The following is a 23,254-nucleotide window of genomic DNA, read 5'->3' on the forward strand; positions in this document are numbered from 1 at the left end:
AGCCATCGCGCCAACGTGAAAGCTGGCGCAACGTTTCAGGCGGCTTACTGGCGCTCGTCGCGCATGGCCGGGAACACGCCGGCGACATCGGGTGTTGCCCGCCATGGATTGATGTCCAGCCCACCGCGGCGGGTGTAGCGCGCCTCCACCTGCAGCGAACGCGGGCGGCAGTGCTGCATCAGCTCGCTGAAGATGCGCTCCACACACTGCTCGTGGAACTCGGCGTGGTCGCGGTAGCTGATCAGGTAACGCAGCAGGCCTTCGCGGTCGATGCGCGGGCCTTCGTAGCGGATCCACACGCTGGCCCAGTCCGGCTGGCCGGTGACCGGGCAGTTGGACTTGAGCAGCGAGGACACCAGGGTTTCGCTGGTCTGCACCGCATCATCGGCCAGCAGGTAGCGCGCCTGCGGCGGGCCATAGCAGTCGATGTCCACGTCCAGCAGGTCGATGTTCTCGCCCTCGCCCACCGGATCCACCGGCGGCAGGCCGAACTCCACCAGCACGTCGGCACCGGCGCGCGCCGACAGGTCCAGCGCGATCCGCTCGCGCACCGCTTCGGGGCTGTTGAAACGCTCGGCGTTGAGCGAGTTGAGGTAGAGCTTGAGCGACTTGGACTCGATCAGGTTCGGCGAGTCGCACGGCACGCGGAAGGTGGCCGTGGCGACGTAGGGCTTGCCGCGCGCATCGAGCCAGCTCAGTTCGTAGGCATGCCAGCGGTCATGGCCGATGAAGGGCAGATGCGTCTCATCGATGCCGATCTCGGCACGGGCGGCAGTGCGGGGAATCGGGAAGAGCAGGCCCGGGTCGTAGTGCGAGGGATAGGTGACCTCGCGGCCGAGGCTGGAATCTTGTGGGGTAGTCATGCGCGGAATTGTAGGAGCTGGTGGATGAGCGGTGGCTATCGGACGAACCGGTGCCACGGCCCGTCCACCCGGTACCGGCGCGCTGCGCCCGCCCGGATCCCGGTCGTGCCTTCCACCCGGGTGCCGCGGTGGCGGCACCCCTGTTCCCCCTGTCGTCGTGTCTGCATAGCGCCGGCTGCGTTAAACCGGCGTCCGCAGGGCTCCGGCTACTTCAGTCGGCCCCGCCGTGGAGGTAATCCAGGCTGACCTGCAGCAGCGCGCGCAGGCCCACGTCCAGTGCGCTCTCGTCGAGCAGGAACTTCGGCGAATGGTTGCTCGGCGCAGTGGCCGGGTCGATGCCTTCGGCGGTGGCGCCGACGAAGAAGAACATCGACGGCACCTGCTGGGCATACAGCGAGAAGTCCTCGGCGCCCATCTGCAGCGGCGGCTCGTAGACGTTGTCGGCGCCGACCACCGCCTGCAGGCTGGGCAGCATGCGTTCCGTCAGCGCCGGGTCGTTGACCGTGGCCGGGTTGCCGTCGGCCTCGTCGATCTCGGTGGTGGCACGGGCGCCGTGCGCGGCGGCCACGTGATCGGCGACGTTGCGCAGGTCGGCGAAAATCTGCGTGCGCATGGCCGGGTCGAAGGTGCGGATGGTGCCGACCATCTCCACCGAGTCGGGGATGATGTTGTAGCGGATGCCACCCTTGATCGCGCCGAAGGTCACCACTGCCGGCTGTTTCGACAGGTTGGCGCGGCGGCTGACGATGGTCTGCGCGCTGCCGATCAGGTCGGCGGCGGCAACGATCGGGTCCACTCCGTTCCATGGCGCCGAGCCGTGGGTCTGGCGACCGGTGACGGTGATGCCGAAGCGGTCGGAGGCGGCCATCAGCGGGCCACCGCGCACCGCGATCTGCCCGGCCTGGACGCTGGAGAACACGTGCAGGCCGAACATCGCGTCCGGCTTGAAGTCGGCAAACAGGCCTTCCTTGAGCATCAACGGTGCTCCGCCCTCCTCCGGCGGCGGTGCGCCTTCCTCGGCCGGCTGGAATACCAGCATCACCTCGCCGGGCAGGTCCTCGCGCATGCCCACCAGCGCCTCGGCCACGCCCATCAGCGTGGCGGTGTGGGCGTCATGGCCGCAGGCGTGCATCACCCTGACGGTCTCGCCGCGGTACTCGGCCGTGGCTTTGGACGCAAACGGCAGGCCGGTCTGCTCGGTCACCGGCAGCGCGTCCATGTCCGCGCGCAGGGCGATCTTCGGCCCCGGCTTGCCGCCCTTGATCACCGCGACCACGCCATGGTGGGCGAGGCCGGTGCGCGGCTTCAGGCCCAGCGAACGCAGGTGCTCGGCGACCCTGGCGGCGGTGCGCTGCTCGCGGTTGGACAGCTCAGGATGCTGGTGGAAGTCGCGTCGCCACTGCACCACCTTGGGATTGAGGCGTTGCGCGGCAGCGGCCACCTCGGGTCGCTGCTCGGCCGACCAGGCCAGCGGCGGCATCAGGCACAGCAGGGCGGACAGCATCGCGGCATTGCGGACCATCGTCAGCTCCAGGGCCTGGGAATGGACCGACTTTAGGCCATCGCCGCCAGCGGCGGGAGGCCGGCTCCGGCGCCTCCTGGGTATGGCCCCGGACGGCCCCACCCCTCCCATCGGTCATGGAGGAATGCAGCCGGCGGCCGGGTATCCTTTGCAGCTACGCCGTGATGGCGGGCGTCCCAGCATCCAGGAGTGGTTTGAATGTCGCGTTTCGGGAAGATTGCACTGCTCACCGTTGCGGTGATCGTGGTGGTGGCGGTAGGGGCACGGATGCTGGGCGGCAACAAACCGCAGGCGCCGGGACAGGAACAGGCCGCCGGCGCAGGTCCGGGCAAGGGCAACGGCAAGGGCAAGCCCGATGCCGGGCCGGTGCCGGTGACCGTGGTCGAGGCCAGGCAGCAGGAAGTGGCCGTGCACCGCACTGCGCTGGGTACGGTGTCGGCGATGAACACCGTCACGGTCAGCCCGCAGGTGGGCGGCCAGCTGCTGAGCCTGCACTTCAAGGAAGGCCAGCTGGTGCGCAAGGGCGACCTGCTGGCGCAGATCGATCCGCGCACCGCCCAGGCCGCCTATGACCAGGCCGTGGCCGCCAAGCGCCAGAACGAGGCGCTGCTGGCCACCGCCCGCGCCAACTTCCAGCGTTCCAGCTCGCCGGAGTACCGCCAGTACGTCTCGCAGACCGACCTGGACACCCAGCGCAACCAGGTCGCCCAGTACGAGAGCGCGGTGGCGGCCAACGCCGCCAGCATGCGCGCCGCCCAGGTCGAACTGCAGTACACCCGCGTGACCGCGCCGATCACCGGCGTGGCCGGCATCCGCAACGTCGATGCCGGCAACATCGTGTCCGCCGGCACCCCCCTGGTCACCCTGACCCAGGTACAGCCGATCCACGTGCTGTTCAACCTGCCCGAGCGCGAGCTCGGCGCGGTGCGCCAGGCCCGCAACGCCGGCAAGGTTCCGGTGCAGCTGAGCGCGCGGGGCGGCAACAACGTGCTGGCCAGCGACGGCGAGCTGGACGTGGTCGACAACCAGATCAGCACCGACAGCGGCACCTTCCGCGCCCGTGCGGTGTTCCCCAATGCTGACGGCACGCTGTGGCCGGGCCAGTTCGCCAACGTGCGCCTGCAGCTGGGCACCATCGACAGCGCCGTGGTGATCCCGGCCGAGGCGGTGCAGCGCGGCCCGAATGGCGATTTCGTCTACGTGGTCGACGGCGACGTGGTGCGCCAGCAGGCCGTGACCGTGGGCATCGAGGTGGATGACCGCAACGTCCAGGTCAGCGAAGGCCTCAAGGGCGGCGAGAAGGTCGTCACTGAAGGCCAGTTCCGGCTCAAGCCGGGCACCAAGGTGATCGCGCTGGCCCCGGGCCAGGCCCCGCCCCCGCCGCCGGAAGAAAAGGCCGGCGACAAGGACAAGAAGGGCGGCAAGGCCGGCTGATCCGGCCCCGCTCCCTGCGCCGGCCACCGTGCCGGCGCCGTACTGCATCCCTCTTCGGGCCCGCGCGCCCGGCCCCACCCGCAGGAGTCACCCGTGGGCTTTTCGACGATTTTCATCCGCCGTCCCGTCGCCACTTCGCTGCTGATGGCCGGCCTGCTGCTGCTTGGCCTGATGGGCTACCGCAAGCTGCCGGTCGCCGCCCTGCCGGAGATCGATGCGCCCTCGCTGGTGGTCTCCACCCAGTACCCGGGCGCCAGCGCCGAGACCATGGCCACCCTGGTCACCACGCCGCTGGAGCGGCGCCTGGGCCAGATCGCCGGCCTGGAGTTGATGACCTCCGACTCCTCGGCCGGCCTGTCCACGATCGTGCTGCAGTTCGCGATGAACCGCGACATCGACCTGGCCGCGCAGGACGTGCAGCAGGCGATCCGCCAGGCCACGCTCCCCGGCTCGCTGCCGTACCAGCCGACCTACAACCGGGTGAACCCGGCCGACGCGCCGATCATGACCCTCAAGCTGTCCTCGGCCACCGTGCCGCTGCGCGAGATCAACGGCATCGCCGATTCGATCCTCGCCCAGCGCCTGGCCCAGGTGCAGGGCGTGGGCCTGGTCACCATCGCCGGCAACGTGCGCCCGGCCGTGCGCATCCAGGTCAACCCGGACCAGCTGTCCAACATGGGCATGACCCTGGAGGACCTGCGCGGCGCGCTGACCCGCGCCAACGTCGCCGCCCCCAAGGGCACGCTCAACGGCACCACCCAGAGCTACACCATCGGCACCAACGACCAGCTCACCAGCGCGGCCGCCTACGCCGAGACCGTGATCCGCTACAGCAACGGCCGTCCGGTGCGCCTGCGTGACGTGGCCACCGTGGTCGATGGCGCCGAAAACGACCAGGTCGCTGCCTGGGCCGATGGCCTGCCGGCGGTGCTGCTGGAAGTCCGCCGCCAGCCCGGCGCCAACATCGTCGCCACCGTCGAGCAGGTGACCAAGCTGGTGCCGCAGCTGCAGGGCCTGCTGCCGGCCGACGTGCAGATGGAGGTGTTCTCCGACCGCACCCAGACCATCCGCGCCTCGGTGCACGAGGTCCAGCTCACCCTGTGGCTGACCATCGGCCTGGTGATCGCGGTGATCTTCGTGTTCCTGCGCCGCTTCTGGGCGACGCTGATCCCGGCCCTGGCGATCCCGCTGTCGCTGGCCGGCACCTTCGCGGTGATGGCCGCCACCGGCATGTCGCTGGACAACCTGTCGCTGATGGCGCTGGTCGTGGCCACCGGCTTCGTGGTCGACGACGCGATCGTGATGATCGAGAACATCGTCCGCTACCTGGAGCAGGGCAAGGACGGCAAGGAAGCGGCCGAGACCGGTGCGCGCCAGATCGGTTTCACCGTGCTGTCGCTGACCATCTCGCTGGTGGCGGTGTTCCTGCCGTTGCTGCTGATGCCGGGCATCACCGGCCGGTTGTTCCACCAGTTCGCCTGGGTGCTGAGCATCGCGGTCGTGTTCTCGATGCTGATCTCGCTGACCCTGACCCCGATGATGTGCGCCTACCTGCTCAAGGCCGACGAGCTGCCCGAGGGCGAGGACGCACACGAGCGCGCGCACGCCGCCGGCAAGGTCACCTGGTGGTCGAAGCTGGTCGGCCTGTACGAGCGCAGCCTGGACGTGGTGCTGTCGCACCCGCGCATCACCCTGGGCGTGGCCGGCGGCGCGGTGGCGCTGACCGTGCTGCTGTATGTCGCCATTCCCAAGGGCCTGCTGCCCGACCAGGACACCGGCCTGGTCACCGCGGTGGTGCAGGCCGACCACACCGTGGCCTTCGAGCAGATGCAGCAGCGCACGATTGCCGTGGCCGAAGCCCTGCGCAAGGACCCAGCGGTGACCGGCGTGGCCGCCTTCATCGGCGCCGGCACGCTCAACCCCACGCTCAACCAGGCCCAGCTGTCCATCGTGCTGGCCGACCGTTCCGAGCGCGAGAACGTGGCGAAGATCCTGCCGCGCCTGCAGCAGGCCGTCGCCGATATCCCCGGCGTCACCCTGGCCCTGAAGCCGGTGCAGGACGTGACCCTGGATACCCGCGTGGCCTCCACCGAGTACCAGTTCGTGCTGTCAGACGTCGACGCCAGCCGCGCCGAGGCCGAGGCCGTGCGCCTGATCGCCGCGCTGCAGGCCCGCAAGGAACTGCGTGACGTGGACAGCAACCTCGGCCAGCTCGGCCGGGCGCTGGCGGTCAACGTCGACCGTGACAAGGCGGCGATGCTCGGCGTGCCGATGCAGACCATCGACGACACGCTGTACGACGCCTACGGCCAGCGCCAGATCTCGACCATCTTCACCAACCTCAACCAGTACCGCGTGGTGCTGGAAGTGGCGCCGGAATTCCGCACCCGCACCGCGCTGATGGAACAGCTGGCCGTGGCCTCCAACGGCGCCGGCGCGCTCACCGGCTCCAATGCCACCACCTTCGGCATGGTCACCAGCGCCAATTCCTCCACCGCCACCGGTGTGGGCGAGCGCAACACCGGCCTGGTCGTCGGTGGCGGTGGCGCGATCCCGCTGTCGGCCATCGCCAGCGCCGAGGTCACCACCGCGCCGCTGCTGGTCAGCCACCAGCAGCAGCTGCCGGCGATCTCGATCGGCTTCAACCTGGCCGAGGGCTACTCGCTGTCCGAGGGCGTGGCCGCGATCGAGCAGGAGGTCGAACGCCTGCAACTGGGCGACACCGTGCATGCCACCTTCACCGGCAAGGCCGCCGAGTACGCCTCCAGCCGCTCCAACGTGGTGTGGCTGCTGCTGGCCTCGCTGGTGGTGATCTACATCGTGCTGGGCGTGCTGTACGAAAGCTGGATCCACCCGATCACCATCATCTCCACCCTGCCCCCGGCCGGCGTGGGCGCGCTGCTGGCGTTGATGGTGTTCGGCAAGAGCCTGTCGGTGGACGGCATCGTCGGCATCATCCTGCTGCTGGGCATCGTCAAGAAGAACGGCATCATGATGGTGGACTTCGCCATCGAGGCACGCCGCGCCGGTGCCAGCGCGCATGACGCGATCCGCCGCGCCTGCCTGCTGCGCTTCCGCCCGATCATGATGACCACCGCCTGCGCCCTGCTCGGCGCGCTGCCGCTGGCACTGGGCACCGGCATCGGTTCGGAGCTGCGCCAGCCGCTGGGCATCTCCATCGTCGGCGGCCTGCTGCTGAGCCAGCTGGTGACGCTGTACACCACGCCGGTGATCTACCTGTACATGGAGCGGATGGCGGCGTGGTGGCAGTCGCGCCGCGCCCCGGCCCACGCGCCGCAGGTCGCCTGATGAGCATCTCCGGCCTGTTCATCCGCCGTCCCATCGGCGTGGCCCTGCTGGCGATGGGGCTGTTCGTGCTGGGCGTGATCAGCTACCTGCGGCTGGGCGTCTCGGCGCTGCCTCAACTGCCGATCCCGGTGATCTACGTCATCGCCCCGCAGACCGGTGCCGACGCCACCACCATGGCCTCGACCGTGACCGCGCCGCTGGAACGCCGCCTGGGCCAGGTGCCCGGCATCTCGACCATGCGTTCGGGCAGCAGCGAGGGCAACTCGATCATCTTCATGATCTTCCAGGCCGGGCGCGACATCGACTCGGCCTACCTGGACGTGCAGACCGCGCTCAGTGCATCACAGTCCGACCTGCCGGCCGGGATGATGACGCCGATGGCGTTCAAGGCGAACCCGAACGACGACCCGGTGTTCGCCCTCGCACTGACCTCGACCACGCAGTCCACCGACGAGCTCTACAACCTGGCCGATTCGCTGCTGGCCCAGCGCCTGCGCCGCATCCCCGGCGTGGCCACGGTTGACATCGCCGGCGCCTCCACGCCCGCCGTGCGCGTGGACGTGGACCTGAAGAAGCTCTACGCGCTGGGCCTGACCACCGACCAGCTCGGCAACGCAGTGCGTGCGGCCAACGTCTCGGTGCCCACCGGCTTCCTGTCCGATGGCACCACGCAGATGGCCATCGCCGTCAACGACCAGCTCAAGCGCACCCAGGACTTCGCCCAGCTGGTGATCGCCACCCGCCCCGATGGCCGCGTGGTGCGGCTGCAGGACGTGGCCACCGTCTACGACGGCCAGCAGGACATCTACCAGGCCGCGTGGATCAACGGCCAGCAGTCGGTGCTGATGTTCATCAACACCCGCAGCGACGCGAACATGGTCGCCACCGTCGACCAGATCAAGGCCGACCTGCCCAACCTCAAGACCTACCTGGAACCGGGCACCGAGCTGAAGCCGTTCTTCGACCGCACGCCCACCGTGCGCTCGTCGCTGCACGAGGTACAGATCACCCTGCTGATCGCGCTGGCCCTGGTGATCATGACCATGGCGCTGTTCCTGCGCCGGCTCGCCCCGACCCTGATCGCCGCGGTCACCGTGCCGCTGTCACTGGCCGGCGCGGCGGTGGTGATGTACGTGCTCGGCTACACGCTCAACAACCTGAGCCTGCTGGCGCTGGTGATCGCCATTGGCTTTGTTGTCGATGACGCCATCGTGGTGATCGAGAACATCATGCGGCACCTGGATGCCGGCATGGGCCGGATGCAGGCCGCGCTGCTGGGCGGCAAGGAAATCGCCTTCACCATCGTCTCCATCACGCTGTCGCTGATCGCGGTGTTCATCCCGATCCTGTTCGCGCCGGGAATGATGGGTGCATTCTTCATGGAGTTCACCGTCACCCTGGTCGCCGCCATCGCGGTGTCGATGGTGGTGTCGCTGACCCTGACCCCGGCGCTGTGCAGCCGCTTCCTCTCGGCCCACGACGACGCCCAGCCGACCACCCGCACCGGCCGCGCCATCGAGGCCTTCCACGCCTGGATGCTGCGCGTCTACACCAGGCTGCTGGACTTCTCGCTGCGCCGCGCGTGGCTGCTGGCCCTCACCCCGCTGCTGCTGATGGTGGCCACCGGCATGCTGATGGGTGCGGTCAAGAAGGGCGCGTTCCCCGCGCAGGACACCGGGCTGATCTGGGGCCGCGCCAGTTCCAGCACCACCGTGTCGTTCGAGCAGATGATCGGCCGCCAGCAGCGCGTCACCGACATGCTCAGCGCCGACCCGGATGTGGAGCTGGTCTCGGTGCGGCTGGGCTCCGGCCGCCAGGGCGGCAGCGCGCAGTTCATCATCCAGCTGCGCCCGCGCAAGGAAGGCCGCACCGCCACCACCGCCGAAGTGCTGTCGCGGCTGAGCAAGCAGGCCGCGATGTACCCGGACCTGGAGCTGCGCCTGCGCGCGATCCAGGACCTGCCCAGCCAGGACGGCGGCGGCAGCAGCCGTGGCGCGCAGTACCGCATCGCCCTGCAGGGCAACGACGTCGGCAGCCTGACCAAGTGGCTGCCTGTGCTGGCCGAGGAGCTGAAGAAGAATCCCAAGCTCACCGACGTCGGCAGCGACATCGACGCCGCCGGCCTGCGCCAGAACATCGTGATCGACCGTGACCGTGCCGCCCGCCTGGGCGTGTCGGTCGGCGACATCGACGGCGCCCTGTTTGGCGCATTCGGCCAGCGCGAGATCTCCACCATCCACTCCGGCATCCACGAGTACAAGGTGGTGATCAACGCCCTGCCCGAGCAGACCGCCACGCCCGCCGCGCTGGATGCCATCCACGTGCCCGCGCGCGACGGCCGCATGATCCCGCTCACCGCCTTCTCCTACCAGGAACCGGGCCTGGCCCCGGCGCAGATCAGCCACGACAAGCAGTTCCCGTCGATGGAGCTGAGCTACAACCTGGCCCCGGGCGTGAGTGCCGGCGAAGGCAAGAAGATCATTGCCGACACCCTGGCCGGCCTGCGCCTGCCCGGCGACATCCGCATCGCCGAAAGCGGCGGCTTCGGTTTCGACGGCGACCCGATGGACATGCTGGTCCTGCTGCTGGCGGCGATCATCACCGTCTACGTGGTGCTGGGCATGCTCTACGAGAGCCTGCTGCACCCGGTGACCATCCTGTCCACCCTGCCGGCCGCCGGCGTCGGCGCCCTGCTCGCGCTGACCCTCACCGGGACGGAGCTGAGCGTGATCTCGATGATCGCGCTGGTGCTGCTGATCGGCATCGTCAAGAAGAACGCGATCATGATGATCGACTTCGCCCTGGTGGCCGAACGCGAGCACGGCATGAGCCCGCACGACGCCGCCCGCGAAGCCTCCATCGTCCGCTTCCGCCCGATCATGATGACCACCATGGTCGCCATCCTCGCCGCGGTGCCGCTGGCCATCGGCCTGGGCGAAGGCTCCGAACTACGCCGCCCGCTGGGCATCGCCCTGATCGGCGGCCTGGTGTTCTCGCAGGGGCTGACCCTGCTGAGTACGCCCGCGCTGTACGTGGTGTTCAACTGCCTGAAGGGGCATCTGCAGCGGTTCAAGCAGTGGCGCAAAGCCAGGCGGCAGGCCCGGCGGGAGAAACGGGCGGCCAAGCGGGCCGGAGCCAGGGAACTCGCTGGCTAGGACCAGCGACACAATGGATGGAAGCGACAGGAGCCCGGCATTGTCCGGGCTTCTTTTTTGGGGGCGGGTGCGGAACTTCGCCGTAAAGGACTGATTAGGCCGGCTTCTTGAGTGTGTAACCAGAACGCGCCGACCAGAGGGGTGTAACAATCCCCGCTAGGGCCAATCGAGAGCCCTTCGAACTTTCGCAAGTAATTGAATGGAAGCCAGAAATGCGGCTTCCAATCTCAAGGGGCATAAGGGCATACTCGATTGCAACGCCGCAGATAGGCGGTCTAATAGTAGTTAGGCGGCTAGGGGGCTTGGTCGCAGCCGTTAGCACCAACCGTACAAACAGGGGACAACTTGGTGGAACCACAACTCGACGCTCTTCGCTTTCTTCCTTTTTTGGCTGAGGCCACAGCAATGCTGGGAACGAGCTGGCTGCTCAAGCGCTGGATGCGCCCGCCTCCGAATTTTGGCGGACGCTACTGGCGTTCGTTCCTCGCCTCTATGGCTTCCTTGCCAGTTGCACTGGTTGCAGTTTTTGCGGCTGGACTGGTCGGCAGCCTCGCTTATCAATCTGCAGGTGGTCAGTACGAGAATTTTTCGGGCCAGCATCTAGCAGCATTTATGTTTGGCACTCTTGGGCGGGCATTTATCGTCTGGCCATTTGTCATAGCATGGCTCGTGGTTAAGCCAAGACAGCTTTCTCCTACGGCGCCGACATCTATGACCACGCCCCCTCCAATGCCGCCCCTTTCTTCTCAGGCGGCTCCCAATCCATCTAGATCGGTCAGCCTTCCGAACAAAGCGCCGTTTTTTCGCAACTGGAAGAACGCTTTTGGCCTGCCGGAGGTTGAAGGAATAGATGCACTCTCGGACCAAAGGATCAACGAGATATACACTGAGGTGCGAGAAGCATTTCGCGCCATTGCAGGAGGGAAGAAGGAGTTCCTTCCCGAGAGCACGATCAATGGATTGGTTCGGGACTTCCTTATGGATGAGGTCAACGGTCAGTACCCTGCACAGTTCTCCCAAGCAACCGCGATGTACAGCGAGCAGCCAATTGAGATGCTCTTTTGGAAGGGTCGCGTGTACTGATCGGCGTGTCGGCCCGCCGCATGACAATTCATTCAAGCCGACTCGGCCTCGCAGCGCGGTTTAATTCTGGTGCTCGACCCAGAGTCATGCTCTGCGTTTACCTTATGACCATCCATACCACAGGGGAGGATTCATGGCAGTAAAACTATTAGCTCTAGAGCCATTTCTAGAGTCAGTCGGTACGGCGATGCGTCCGCGGATGAACATGTCTATATACAACGGAACGTTCGATTGCGCCTGTGGTTCCTCGCATGAGTACGGCCCACATATCCATCTCCTGTGCGAGGGCCGCATGCGAGTGGTGATGGCGTGCCCCCACGACAGCAACTACCTCACCAACGTGGCAATCAAGACCTTTATGGTTGTAAAGTTTAAAGGGTTTGAGTCAATTTCGGGTTTCCATGCGAAGACCCCCGTCGATCAAATTACGATCCGATCTGTTGTCAGTGCATTGCGCTAGGAACGCCAGATGATATTTCTCGGCTTACTGGTTCTTGGGTTCGTCGGAATCTTTGTCTTTGCCTTCGTCAAGGCGAAGTCCCGGATGCACTACGCCAACACGCAACACGCTCGACGGAACCTGATCGCGGCTAGCGAAGATCAGACACCAAAGCTACCAACTTGGATCAATAACAAGGACCGCATGGACGAGTTCTTGTATGCGATCGTCAATTTGGCAAGACGCAAATCCGTCTCTCGCTTCTTCGTCGAGGGAGCTATTCGAGACCCAGGTACACTCAGGTTATTACTAACGCATGCCAGCCTCATGGAACGACAAAGGTCAGGATTTGTCGCTCAGCAGGCTGCTACTGCCGAACTGATGATAGACCTGTGGGATCGGCTCGGTCAGGAAAAGCAGCAAAAGTTCCGTGCAATTGACGAGCAGAGGCGCTAGTTTTTGCTTCTCGTGAGCAGGGCGCGCGCCTAACAATGCGTTCAAGCCGAAGCCGCTTCGTTCCACCAAGCACATGGCAGGTACAGCTTGCCATGTGCTTGGCTCCACTACGCAGCTCGGCTTAACTTAGGTGTTAGGCCCCACATGGAAGATCACGAGATGTTGGAACAAAAAACCGCTACGCGCTTCAGCCTCCTTCGCTTTGCAGTGGTTGCGCTCGTCCCCGGGCTTGCCATCGCTTTTTCCGCTAAAGGGCTCGATGCTCCTCGCGCGCTTTTCCTCATAGGCCTCGTGCTAATCGCTTTCTTCGCTGGCGTCTTCAACCCACTCAGCCCCACCTCGCTCAGGTTTAAGCCTGTCGGCACCCTGCAGTGGTTGGGTCTCTGGGCGGCAGTCGCCGGATCAGTGCTCATCCTGTTTAGCCTCGCCTTGCGGCTTGGGTGAGGCCTAACAATTCGTCCAAGCCGACGCCGCTTCGCGGCGCGGCTTAACTCAGGTGTTAGGGGCTCGTGAAGCATCATTGTCGTCATCCATCGATCAAGGGGAACCATGAAAAATCTGCTTACCATCGTCGCAACGATGCTCTTGGCCGCGTCCGCGGCTGCCGCTTCGCCGCTTCAGCTGTCTGGAGAATTTAGGTACCAGCCGTCCTCGCTAGAAGGGGAGCAGATTTGCTTCTACCCAGATCCGGCCGGGCAGCAGTCCATTCTGCGCGCGATCAAGATGTCGGCTGATCAGTACGGCCACGACGTGTGGTTTTGCTTCAACGACACAGAGGAAGCAGCCAAGCTGCTTGGTGTCTCGCTCAAACTCGCTCCCACGGTTTGCGGATTTGAAGGCCGCGCGAGCGTTTCTGTGTCGGGCTATTTGCCGAATCTCGAAGAAGGCGACGCCGTTGATCTCGCATCCCTTGATGCTGTCGGGTCCGTCACCGGTGTCAAGGCAATCGCGGAATGCGAAGAAGACCCGTTCGCCCCCTAACAATTCGTCCAAGCCGACGCCGCTTCGCGGCGCGGCTTAACTCAGGTGTTAGGCCCCAGGAGATTTCTATGTCGAGCTTTGGGAACTGCTGTGGTGACATGAAGGATGCGATGACATCGCCGCCAGAAAAGCTGCTTCGGGTTGAGGACAACGGTGTCCTGTACTTGACGGTTGGATATGCCAATACAGACCAAGGTGTCGGTTGGTTTGATCAAGCTGTTCTGTATTGCCCCTTTTGCGGCACAGCTCTCCAGTCCCGCGCAGAGATACAGCGCCGTACTGGGGCCTAACAATTCATTCAAGCCGACGCCGCTTCGCGGCGCGGCTTAATTCAGCAACTGTCTTGAAGCGCGCCGCTCAAGCCAGCGCCAAGCCTTCCATCCTGAGCTCGTCACGTCGCTTGGCGTTGACGATGCCAAGCAGCTTGCGCATGCACGCCACCAACGCAACCTTGCCCAACTTCCCGCGTGCCCTGAGCTGCTGGTAGTGCGCCTTCATCAGCGGATCCCAACGCACCGCCGAGAGCGTGGCCATGTACAGCGCGACGCGGACCGGAGCGCGCCCACCCCGGATCCGGCGTTTGCCTTGTCCTTGGCCGCTGTCCCGGTTCATCGGCGCCACGCCGGTGAGTTTGGCGATCTGACGACGGTCGAGGTGGCCAAGCTCCGGCAGGAGCGCAAGGACGGTGGCCTGGAACGCCGGCCCGAGTCCTTTGCTTGAACGCAGCGCGGGTGAAGCGTGTTCCTGGATCAAGGCCTTCATCGACCGCTCGATGGCGGCAAGTGCCCGGGTCAGTGCGGCCACGGTCCGTGCAACCAGCTTGCGGACCTCCGGTGGGGCCATGGCCGCCTGTTGCTTCTGCGCCTGAAGCAGCACGACCACCTGGCCACGGCGCCGAAGCCAGTCGCGGAGCTCCCGCTGCCATGCGGGCGGTGCCACATGGCGGCGCAGGCGATCACCGAACATTCCGGCCATCAGCGCCAGGAGCCTGGCATCGATGGCGTCGGTCTTGGCCAGCTCACCGGTGGCCCGGGCGAAATCCCGCGCCTGACGCGGGTTGACCCGCGCAATCCAGAGCCCGGCATCGCAACAGGCCTCAAGTAGCGGCTCTTCGTAACCGCCGGTGGCCTCGACCACGATCCGCTGCACGTCCATTGCCTCCAGGCGCTTGATCAGCTTGGTGATCCCCGCCCGGTTGTTGGCGAAGCGGTCCACGCCCGGCTGCCCATCTACGGCCAGATCCAGATTGGCCTTGCCCACGTCGATCCCTGCTGCCCGCATGCCCGTTCTCCGCTAGAGTTGGCCGGTCGAGAGCATCGCGCCCGAGGCCCACGCTTATCAGTTCGAGGGCAACCTCGATCAACTGTTCGGGCGCAGGGCGCGAGATCCGGCGTGCGGCCCCTGCTGAATTACGGTGGTGCTGACACCGAGGCGTTATCGGGCGCGCACGCCGGGCTCTCGGCTCTTAGGCTAGGGGAAACTCAAGACATAAGGCGTTAGGCGTCACATGGAGACTTCAAATGACTGAAGGAACAACAGGCGCCAAGACAATTTGGCTGACGCTTTTGCACGTTGTCGTCGGGACTGCCCTTCTGTTTGGCACTCTCTGGCCGTACGAGTTCACCGCACTGCTGCCACACGCGTACCAATTCGCGAACTGGCCCTTCGCCTTCAAAGTTGCTGTGGGCGTAGCAGCTGCGATCTGCGTCATCGGTGATGTCTGGTTCTTTGCGTTGCGACCCAGCCTCGAAATGCCTCAAACGAGACATGGGCGCCGTAGCGGTGGCGCCTAACAAATCATTCAAGCCGAACCCGCTTCGCGGGTCGGCTTAATTCCGGTGTTAGATTGCACAGGGGGTTACGTGGCAACTGTTTGGATTAGCTATGCATGGGCCGATAATCAACATAACGATGTTGACTTTATTGCTCAGGAGCTCGAGAGAGCTGGTCTGACTGTAAAGCTTGATAGATGGAACATCTCTGCAGGACGTCGTCTGTGGGATCAGATCGAGGGCTTCATCACTGATCCGCAGCAGAGTGGCGCATGGGTTCTTATAGCCACAAACAATAGCTTGTCGAGTGAGCCGTGCAAAGAAGAGTTCGCCTACGCGCTTGACAGAGCACTGCGTAGTAGAAATGCAGCCTTTCCGGTAATGGCTCTTTTCTTAACACATACCGACGCATCGCTGATTCCTGCTGGGATCCGAACTCGGCTGCACGTAAGCATCACCGATCCTGATTGGAAAGAGAGAATCGTGGCGGCTGCAGAGGGACGGGAGCATGCCTCTTCAAAACAGGATGTTCTTCCCTTCCATCTGCGAGTTCACTTCAATCAGCCCGGCGAAAAGACCATTGCAATTGAGGTAAGGCCCAGGGCCGGAGTCTGGGCGCCTTTCATTGCAGGCATACCGGCACAGGATAAGGACCGGGTACAACCAAATATTATGATTGGCCCCAGGGATGTACCAACTGGTTCTGGCATGCTTTTCAACTGCGGGGAGCAGATGTCACAAGATGGCTCCACCTGGCTGATGGCCGCTGGCAACCAGAGCACTCCTACGGAAAGCTATTACATCTGGTGCAAAGCTATGCCATCTAAGCTTGTGTTTGGTGTAAATGGCGGCGCACAGCATACGGTGACCCTTAATACGTCGGGTGCAATCTAACAATTCATTCAAGCCGAAGCCACTTCGTGGCTCGGCTTAATTCTAGCGTTAGGCACCGCTCAGACATTTCGTCAATCCCAGCAAGGAGCACTTCATGAATCTCAGACAACTTTGCACATTAGCCCTGCTGATTGCCCCTCTCACCTCCTTTGCAAAAGGCCCAGTGGGTATTGGCCAGCTTGAAATTGGCATGCCGCGCGCCGCAGTGGAGGGGCTTAGGGTGGATGGTGGAGTCCATCTCAGCTCCCCATTGACGCCCTATCAAAACAAATACTATGAACCGAAACCTGGTGAAGACAGGTTTGATGCAATGCTAATGACTCCCTTCAGCAAGGAGCCGCTCAAGTCTGTTCTCACATTCTCAGACGGCAACCTTAAATCAATCTACATTGATCTCGGCGATTCGTCACGTATCGTCGATCAAGTCAAAGAGCTGATCACCGCAAAATATGGTGAACCCAAGATTGAGAACTCCATGAAGGAAGAGCAATGCATCTATAAAGGGGGCGCAAATTTTAAAGTAAGCTCCGGCTCTATTCGGAACCTGTGGAGTCAAGATCGAGCGAATGCAGAGCCTATTTCAACCAGCCTATCGGACACAATCATTGACACCTGCCCATCCAACCTTCGGTATGCGATGGGCGCAATAAAATCGCGGAGTCTAACCATTGGCGTTGCTCAGCCGGTAAAGCCTGTCGTCAATCCTTTCTGACGGGGCGGTGCCTAACAATTCATTCAAGCCGACGCCGCTTCGCCGCGCGGCTTAATTCAGCAACTGTCTTGAAGCGCGCCGCTCAAGCCAGCGCCAAGCCTTCCATCCTGAGCTCGTCACGTCGCTTGGCGTTGACGATGCCAAGCAGCTTGCGCATGCACGCCACCAACGCAACCTTGCCCAACTTCCCGCGTGCCCTGAGCTGCTGGTAGTGCGCCTTCATCAGCGGATCCCAACGCACCGCCGAGAGCGTGGCCATGTACAGCGCGACGCGGACCGGAGCGCGCCCACCCCGGATCCGGCGTTTGCCTTGTCCTTGGCCGCTGTCCCGGTTCATCGGCGCCACGCCGGTGAGTTTGGCGATCTGACGACGGTCGAGGTGGCCAAGCTCCGGCAGTAGCGCAAGGACGGTGGCCTGGAACACCGGCCCGAGACCTTTGCTTGAACGCAGCGCGGGTGAAGCGTGTTCCTGGATCAAGGCCTTCATCGACCGCTCGATGGCGGCAAGTTCCCGGGTCAGTGCGGCCACGGTCCGTGCAACCAGCTTGCGGACCTCCGGTGGGGCCATGGCCGCCTGTTGCTTCTGCGCCTGAAGCAGCACGACCACCTGGCCACGGCGCCGAAGCCAGTCGCGGAGCTCCCGCTGCCATGCGGGCGGTGCCACATGGCGGCGCAGGCGATCACCGAACATTCCGGCCATCAGCGCCAGGAGCCTGGCATCGATGGCGTCGGTCTTGGCCAGCTCACCGGTGGCCCGGGCGAAATCCCGCGCCTGACGCGGGTTGACCCGCGCAATCCAGAGCCCGGCATCGCAACAGGCCTCAAGTAGCGGCTCTTCGTAACCGCCGGTGGCCTCGACCACGATCCGCTGCACGTCCATTGCCTCCAGGCGCTTGATCAGCTTGGTGATCCCCGCCCGGTTGTTGGCGAAGCGGTCCACGCCCGGCTGCCCATCTACGGCCAGATCCAGATTGGCCTTGCCCACGTCGATCCCTGCTGCCCGCATGCCCGTTCTCCGCTAGAGTTGGCCGGTCGAGAGCATCGCGCCCGAGGCCCACGCTTATCAGTTCGAGGGCAACCTCGATCAACTGTTCGGGCGCAGGGCGCGAGATCCGGCGTGCGGCCCCTGCTGAATTACGGTGGTGCTGACACCGAGGCGTTATCGGGCGCGCACGCCGGGCTCTCGGCTCTTAGGCTAGGGGAAACTCAAGACATAAGGCGTTAGGCGGACGTGAGGCAAAGTATGTCGTTGAATTTGGATGCCGAAATTGCGAGGGACTACAAGAAGCAGGCTTTTTTACGCGATCAAGGATTTTGTAAGTATTGCGGACTGGACTTCATGCAATCGCTTTCACACTTCTGGTCGTACACGGTCGACCATGTCGAGGCCAGATCGGTTGGCGGAAAAAATGTCGCAACCAATGTGGTGCTTTGCTGCAAGGCCTGTAATGAGGCGCTTAGCCGCTCGGGACACCTTCGCACTTTCGAAGAGCGCAAGAGCTACATTCAGTCTCAAGAGGAAGGCCGCCTTCCTATCTACAAAGCTTGGCGCGAACGCCTGAGGCGCGGTGCATGACAACTCAATCTAACTGGGGAGAATGTTATTAATATCAAGAAATGCGGTGGGCTATTGGCACTGTTTCTGGTCTATGCACCATCGGGCGTCGCCGGGGAACTTCAACAAAGGCTGGCTAGCCACGTTGCCACCATCGTGAGCGCCGTTGGCGTTCCTACGAGGGGCTATACAACAGAGAAATGCGCCTCCATGAAGAGTTTGGTGGAGGCTTCTGTCGAACGGTATCAGGACCCGGTGTGCGGGGGTGTGCGTCCGTACACAAAGGAGTGTGACAATGTCAAATTTCTGAAGGCAAAGACTGGCGCTGACGGTTACTGGGCCGACATCGTCAATCGAGAGGTTGGTGTCTACCTGCTGCATGGAGGCAACATCATGGTCATGCCGAACCTCGTATATGCGGAGTGCGGGAAGAAGATTGGCGAAAGCAATATCACAACGCTCAAGTAGGACGAGTCAACAAACAGGGGTCAGAGTCGGGTTTCCCGGGCAGCAGCCACCTGTGCGTGCTGGAATCAGAAGCTGGTGGCTCTGTCGAAGGATCGCTTGAAGGACGCAAATGACGACGCCCGGGCCTTGCGTGCAAGGCTCCAGGGGTTGCGCGCAAGCCAGAAGACTCCGGGAGCCGGGCTGCGGAGCTTGCGTTCAAGCTCCTAGGCTCGCGCGCAAGGCTGAAAGGCTTGCCGGTGCAAGGCTGCGGGCTCCGTGTGCAAGGCTTTTTGCCTTGCGCACAAAGCAAAAAGGCTTGCGCGCAAGCTTCCGGGCTTGGCCGCAACGGTGAAAGGCTTGAAGTTGCAAGGCTCCGCGCCTTGCGCGCAAGCCAAAACGCCTTGCGGTTGGAGCTTTTTGCCTTGCGGGCAGACGCCGCCTGCCGGCAACAGGCGCCAGGACGAGCCTGATGGCCGGTTGCAGGGCTGGGCGGCACGCCCCCGGGATACCGGCCTGCCGTTAGCTGGCGCTGGAGGGACCTGGATCAGTGACGCTTGATCGCCGCGGTGCGGCTGGTGTCCTTCTCGCGGGCCACGGTCTTGCTGTCGTCGTTTTCGGCCGCTTCTTCCTTGCCGTGGATGTCGTGCTGGGCCTTGTCGTCGGCCTGGTTGCCGCCGGTCTCGCTGCCGCGGTCGGCCCGGTCCACCGCGTCCTTGTCGCGGGGGCTGGAAGGCTGGTCACCATGCTTGCCGGTGTTGTTGCTGGACATGGGGGTCTCCGTCGTTGCTGGTTGCCCCTTGGTACCGTCCTGCCCGTCCACACGGGGTGAGATCGGCCGCCTGCCATCGCTGTCGGGCCGGTGCCGTGGTCCTCACGGGGCCGTGTCGTCACCAGTTGCGCGGGCCAGCGGGATCATCCAGCCTCCCGTTACCGATCGGAGGACCCCCATGCAGATCAACAGCGCCGGGCTGAAGGAACCGCGCGGTGCCCGCGAGTGGTCGCAGGAACAGATGGCCAGCCTCAGCGGCCTGAACCAGCGCGAACGGCGCGGATACCTATTCCTGCCAGCTCGGCGAACCGGATAATCAGCAGTTGCCCACGGCAAGCTCCCTGCGACGAACCACGGACAGGCTATGCGCATCCTATCGATCTACCCGGCCATCGCGCTGTTTGCCTGCGGGCTGGCGGCTCCGACTGCGATGGCGCGCGCCCCGGAAACCTGCCTGGCGCCAACCGAGCGCGAGCGCCTGCTCGCCCTGGACAAAAACGCCTTCGACCTGCGCGGTGGCTGGCGCATGCTGGCCGATACGCCCGGCTGCGAGGCGGGCCGCCGACCTGATCCGTGACTGGCGCGACCGGCACCAGCGCACCGACACCATCCTGTTCTGGCACGAAGGCCAGATCCGCGCCCAACTGGAGGCCGCCGTCGCGCTCTTCAAACAGTCGCTCAAGCTGGACGCGCCCGGCAACCACGCCTGGAACCTCTACGCACAGGCGACCATCGCCTTCATCACGAAGGACAGGCCCGCCCCGCAGCGCGCGCATGAGGAACTGCTGCAGATCGCGCTCCCCGATCACATCGAAGTCATCGATGGTCACTACGACGCGGCATTCGTCGATGGCTCCAAGGCGCGGCTGCGCTGGCCACCGAACATCGACGTGGTCGAGGGGCTGGTCCACTCGGGGCGAGCTACCAGGAGGCCTACGGCAAGGCCTGCCGCGACGGGACGCAACCCGGCCCGTAGCCCGGCGCTGGTTCTGGATCGACACCGTAACCCGCGACGCATCGGCCGATGCGTCTTCCACCAAAGATGTTCTTGCTCAAGGAAGAAGAAACATGCGCGTTGAAGAACAGCAAAAGTTGCAGGCGACACCTTTAACCAGCTTGACCGGATCGCCCAGAGGATCGAGAGTGGCGAGCTGTCGGTCGACGAGGGCAGCCGCTTGGCTACGCATTGACGGAGGATTCCCGGCGCCGGGAGACGGAACTGCGTGAGGCCGGGCGCCTGGAGAAGCGCCGTATCAAGATGTTGGTCATCGGGATGTTCACCCTTGGCTTCGCCTGCGCCATTGCCTACCAGTTCCTGACGGCGGCCTGATTCACCCGTGAGAAAGCCGCTTGAAACGCGCTGCGTTGCCGACCGGCACCTATCGGTGCTCCGCCAGTACCGGCCACTGGAGCACAAGAGGGTAGGCCCGCTCGAGCAAGTGAGTGACTCATTCGCGGGCGGCGGTCATTGGCAGTCCATCTGCTGCCAATGACCGCGTGCCCACGCTAGATCCCGTGGCTTTGCGCGTGCTGTCGCTGCTGCGCCTCAACCTGCTGCTGGACCCCGGCATTGAGTCTTTCAGCCTCGCGTGTACTGTCTTCGACGGTGTGCGCCTGCGCTTGTCGGTGCTCAACGAATACGCGGTGAGCGGCGGGATTGCCTGGCGTTCCCTGCACCGCGAACACACCGGTGCCATCAAGACGTGCGACAACAGTGTCGACGCGCTGCAGGCCGGAAGACCTGCTTGCGACTACAAGCTGGGCCGCAACACGCTCGGCCAGCACCCCATCAGGGTAAAGCGGATCCATGCCCCCCTGTAGCCGCTGCTGCTCCAGCAGCTGCAGCTTTTCCATCGCCTGGGTGAAGCGCGCATTGTCGGGATGGCCTGCATCCCGCATGTCCGATGCCTTGCTCTCCGGCGTATTGGCCCGGCTTGCAGCTGCCTCGAGTTTTTCCAGCGTACGCGGACCGGCTTTGCCGTCCTCCTTGAGACCATGATGACGCTGGAACTCCCTCACGGCGTACTCGGTGTTGGCTCCGAAATACCGGTCCACGACCAAGGGCTGTCCGTTCCTGCCGTGATGGCCCAGCGCGGCCAGTTTTTCCTGGAGAGCGCCAACAGCAGCACCGCGCTCCCCGTGGGTGAGCATTCCATCGTCCATCGCCGTGCGCCCGGTGGCATTCCGGCTGGAAACGTCCTGTCCGCAGGTCGGGCCAGCGAGCGTGATCCGGTCATTGAGTATGTCGCCCATGTAGCGACGAAACTGCTCCGGCTCAAGCTCGATGTGGGCGTGTACCGCGCCAGGCGTTCCGGCATCGGACTGCCGGATCAGCGGCGCACCGTACTCGATGAAGTCCCCGCTGCGGTATGTCGTGGTCCCCCGCTTGCCATGCAGCACCTGCCCGATCAACTCACGCTCGGGGTGGCCTGCAGGATGGCTGTAGATGCTGATGGAATTCCACTTGTCCTGGTTCACCTGCACGTAGCCGGCTACGGGGTTGGGGATCATCAGGTCCCGGTCACCGCGCGAATTGGCCAGGATAAGGTCCTTGTGCACCAGCGGAATGCCGTTACGGTCCCCTCGGGTACGGACCGTTTCCAGCTCCCCCTTGATGAATGTGGACGGTCGATCCGCCTTGCTGGCATCGCCCGTGCGCACGGCCTCCGCGTTGGTGTTCGGGTGGTGGATCTTCAGCTCACGGTATGCGTCCTCTCCGGATGTGCCGTGCTCGATGGTCCGGTTGGACCGTCCGTTGCCAAACGGCTCCATCAAGACTATGCGTTGGCTGACGCCCGCGGCTGCCGCCGACGCTGGCGCTGCACGCTGAGCCTGTTGCACGTCAGAAACGGCCGAGGAGCCAGCGGCGCGTGCTTCTGCGATCCTCTCCAGTTGACTGAGGGTATGACGCCCCACCTTTCCATCGACAGCTAAGCCATTGGCCTGCTGAAATGCCCTCACGGCGTACTCCGTGTTGGGCCCAAAGTGCCGGTCAGCTATCAAGGGCTGACCATCCTTGCCGGTATAGCCTCCCCGGATAAGCTTTTTCTGCAAAGCTTCCACTTCGGCGCCACGCTCGCCGACAGTCAACATGCCGTCGGCCATTGGCGCAGGCATCGAAGGTGGGCGAGCCCGACGGATGGGCTCGGGCTCACCGAAGACCTGCGGGTAGGACAAGCCTTGGTAACGCTCCGGATGGCGATTTACCTGGTCGTACCGTGCCAAGCCGATCAACGCGTCCTTCTCCTCCAGAGTCCGGTTGCGCAACCACTCCCATTGTCTTGGCGAGCTTTCGAAATGCCTGTGGACCTTGGCATGCTTGTAGTCCTGCACCGCCCTCACGATCTGCTCGTCGGTCAGGTCGGATAGCCTGTAGTCCTTGCCATGGGCTTCTTCGAGCCCCTTCCGGAACACCGAACGGGTGAGGCCCCGGTACTGCACCGAAGTGCTCCATAGCGCGTCCTGCACTGCAGGCCCGCGACCAGAAAGATCGATCCCGACGTCCTTAAGGCGACCCAATTGGACGTCGTAATACTTAGCCTGGATGAAGTCGTGCTGGTCCTTGGCAAAGCCCTGAGGATCAGCGGCCGCCACTTCCCGCCACCGTTCGCTGAAAGCCGGGGTACCTGGCTCAAGGCCAGTAAACCGGGCGCCGTAGGCAGAGCGCGCGACATATTCCGAAGCGCCGCCCACATTGGTCGCGAACTGATAGGTCCCGTAAGAGACACCGCCATGGTCGCCACGCCCGGTCGACACCGTGCCCGGACCGCGACCGCCGGTTTCATGGTGTTCGGAGGTCTGGCCCCGGCGCCATTCTCCAATCCGTTGTTTCGCCTTGGTTACAACGTCCATTCCTGCACTCC

22 protein-coding genes are annotated in these 23,254 nt (G+C 64.0%); 16 read left to right on the forward strand and 6 right to left on the reverse strand.

Annotated elements, in window-relative coordinates:
• Positions 1-44: 44 nt before the first annotated feature.
• On the reverse strand, positions 45-863 hold the full coding sequence (gene queF, locus LG380_RS10715; RefSeq protein ID WP_225765062.1) for an NADPH-dependent 7-cyano-7-deazaguanine reductase QueF: 819 nt from the start codon (positions 861-863) through the stop codon (positions 45-47).
• Positions 864-1,074: 211 nt separating this feature from the next.
• On the reverse strand, positions 1,075-2,385 hold the full coding sequence (locus LG380_RS10720; RefSeq protein WP_225765064.1) for a M20 family metallopeptidase: 1,311 nt from the start codon (positions 2,383-2,385) through the stop codon (positions 1,075-1,077).
• Positions 2,386-2,583: 198 nt separating this feature from the next.
• Between LG380_RS10720 and LG380_RS10725 the strand changes: the two genes are divergently transcribed.
• From LG380_RS10725 to LG380_RS10755, 7 genes are all read left to right on the forward strand, one after another.
• Positions 2,584-3,819, forward strand: a complete 1,236-nt coding sequence (locus LG380_RS10725; protein ID WP_225765068.1) for an efflux RND transporter periplasmic adaptor subunit — start codon at positions 2,584-2,586, stop codon at positions 3,817-3,819.
• Positions 3,820-3,912: 93 nt separating this feature from the next.
• Positions 3,913-7,128: an efflux RND transporter permease subunit gene (locus tag LG380_RS10730; RefSeq protein ID WP_225765070.1), complete on the forward strand. Its 3,216-nt coding sequence runs from the start codon at positions 3,913-3,915 to the stop codon at positions 7,126-7,128.
• Entirely contained in the window at positions 7,128-10,283 is a 3,156-nt protein-coding gene (locus LG380_RS10735; RefSeq protein ID WP_225765071.1) for an efflux RND transporter permease subunit, read from the forward strand. The genes LG380_RS10730 and LG380_RS10735 overlap by 1 nt, the downstream gene beginning before the upstream one ends.
• A gap of 348 nt (positions 10,284-10,631) precedes the next feature.
• Positions 10,632-11,366, forward strand: coding sequence for a hypothetical protein (locus tag LG380_RS10740; protein WP_225765072.1), 735 nt, complete (start codon positions 10,632-10,634; stop codon positions 11,364-11,366).
• Between the two features lie 469 nt (positions 11,367-11,835).
• On the forward strand, positions 11,836-12,261 hold the full coding sequence (locus LG380_RS10745) for a hypothetical protein (RefSeq protein WP_225765073.1): 426 nt from the start codon (positions 11,836-11,838) through the stop codon (positions 12,259-12,261).
• A 144-nt stretch (positions 12,262-12,405) separates the two neighbouring features.
• Positions 12,406-12,705 (forward strand): hypothetical protein, encoded by a 300-nt coding sequence (locus LG380_RS10750; RefSeq protein WP_225765074.1) that lies wholly within the window; start codon positions 12,406-12,408, stop codon positions 12,703-12,705.
• A gap of 105 nt (positions 12,706-12,810) precedes the next feature.
• Complete coding sequence (locus LG380_RS10755) at positions 12,811-13,242, forward strand: hypothetical protein (protein ID WP_225765075.1); 432 nt, start codon at positions 12,811-12,813, stop codon at positions 13,240-13,242.
• 357 nt (positions 13,243-13,599) lie between these two features.
• Here the strand turns inward: LG380_RS10755 and LG380_RS10760 are convergent, their stop codons facing one another.
• On the reverse strand, positions 13,600-14,523 hold the full coding sequence (locus LG380_RS10760) for an IS110 family transposase (protein WP_225765076.1): 924 nt from the start codon (positions 14,521-14,523) through the stop codon (positions 13,600-13,602).
• A gap of 239 nt (positions 14,524-14,762) precedes the next feature.
• On the opposite strand from LG380_RS10760, the gene LG380_RS10765 reads away from it, so the two are divergent.
• The 3 genes from LG380_RS10765 (at position 14,763) to LG380_RS10775 (ending at position 16,620) form a co-directional block, all read left to right on the forward strand.
• Positions 14,763-15,035, forward strand: coding sequence for a hypothetical protein (locus tag LG380_RS10765; protein WP_057667761.1), 273 nt, complete (start codon positions 14,763-14,765; stop codon positions 15,033-15,035).
• Positions 15,036-15,104: 69 nt separating this feature from the next.
• Positions 15,105-15,908 carry a toll/interleukin-1 receptor domain-containing protein gene (locus LG380_RS10770; RefSeq protein ID WP_225765077.1) on the forward strand — a complete coding sequence of 268 codons (804 nt, stop codon included), beginning with the start codon at positions 15,105-15,107 and terminating at the stop codon, positions 15,906-15,908.
• Positions 15,909-16,002: 94 nt separating this feature from the next.
• The gene (locus LG380_RS10775; protein ID WP_225765078.1) at positions 16,003-16,620 is read left to right on the forward strand and encodes a hypothetical protein; all 618 of its coding nucleotides are present in this window, start codon (positions 16,003-16,005) and stop codon (positions 16,618-16,620) included.
• Between the two features lie 82 nt (positions 16,621-16,702).
• On the opposite strand, the gene LG380_RS10780 is transcribed toward LG380_RS10775, so the two are convergent.
• The gene (locus tag LG380_RS10780) at positions 16,703-17,626 is read right to left on the reverse strand and encodes an IS110 family transposase (RefSeq protein WP_225765080.1); all 924 of its coding nucleotides are present in this window, start codon (positions 17,624-17,626) and stop codon (positions 16,703-16,705) included.
• Between the two features lie 237 nt (positions 17,627-17,863).
• On the opposite strand from LG380_RS10780, the gene LG380_RS10785 reads away from it, so the two are divergent.
• Complete coding sequence (locus LG380_RS10785) at positions 17,864-18,196, forward strand: HNH endonuclease signature motif containing protein (RefSeq protein ID WP_225765082.1); 333 nt, start codon at positions 17,864-17,866, stop codon at positions 18,194-18,196.
• A gap of 189 nt (positions 18,197-18,385) precedes the next feature.
• On the forward strand, positions 18,386-18,643 hold the full coding sequence (locus LG380_RS10790) for a hypothetical protein (protein WP_225765083.1): 258 nt from the start codon (positions 18,386-18,388) through the stop codon (positions 18,641-18,643).
• 523 nt (positions 18,644-19,166) lie between these two features.
• Here the strand turns inward: LG380_RS10790 and LG380_RS10795 are convergent.
• Positions 19,167-19,391 (reverse strand): hypothetical protein, encoded by a 225-nt coding sequence (locus LG380_RS10795; RefSeq protein WP_225765085.1) that lies wholly within the window; start codon positions 19,389-19,391, stop codon positions 19,167-19,169.
• A gap of 178 nt (positions 19,392-19,569) precedes the next feature.
• Between LG380_RS10795 and LG380_RS10800 the strand changes: the two genes are divergently transcribed.
• The 4 genes from LG380_RS10800 (at position 19,570) to LG380_RS10815 (ending at position 20,721) form a co-directional block, all read left to right on the forward strand.
• Positions 19,570-19,707, forward strand: a complete 138-nt coding sequence (locus LG380_RS10800; RefSeq protein WP_225765086.1) for a hypothetical protein — start codon at positions 19,570-19,572, stop codon at positions 19,705-19,707.
• A 48-nt stretch (positions 19,708-19,755) separates the two neighbouring features.
• Positions 19,756-19,968 carry a hypothetical protein gene (locus tag LG380_RS10805; RefSeq protein WP_225765087.1) on the forward strand — a complete coding sequence of 71 codons (213 nt, stop codon included), beginning with the start codon at positions 19,756-19,758 and terminating at the stop codon, positions 19,966-19,968.
• The gene (locus tag LG380_RS10810; RefSeq protein ID WP_225765088.1) at positions 19,907-20,470 is read left to right on the forward strand and encodes a hypothetical protein; all 564 of its coding nucleotides are present in this window, start codon (positions 19,907-19,909) and stop codon (positions 20,468-20,470) included. Before LG380_RS10805 ends, LG380_RS10810 begins: the two co-directional genes overlap by 62 nt.
• Positions 20,471-20,577: 107 nt before the next feature.
• Positions 20,578-20,721, forward strand: a complete 144-nt coding sequence (locus LG380_RS10815; protein WP_225765089.1) for a hypothetical protein — start codon at positions 20,578-20,580, stop codon at positions 20,719-20,721.
• Positions 20,722-20,897: 176 nt separating this feature from the next.
• Here LG380_RS10815 and LG380_RS10820 read toward each other — a convergent pair whose 3' ends face one another.
• Positions 20,898-23,243, reverse strand: a complete 2,346-nt coding sequence (locus LG380_RS10820) for a peptidoglycan-binding domain-containing protein (RefSeq protein WP_225765090.1) — start codon at positions 23,241-23,243, stop codon at positions 20,898-20,900.
• Positions 23,244-23,254 lie beyond the last annotated feature (11 nt).

It is taken from the genome of Stenotrophomonas sp. Marseille-Q4652 (assembly GCF_916618915.1).
In the GTDB taxonomy this organism is placed as follows: Bacteria; Pseudomonadota; Gammaproteobacteria; order Xanthomonadales; family Xanthomonadaceae; genus Stenotrophomonas.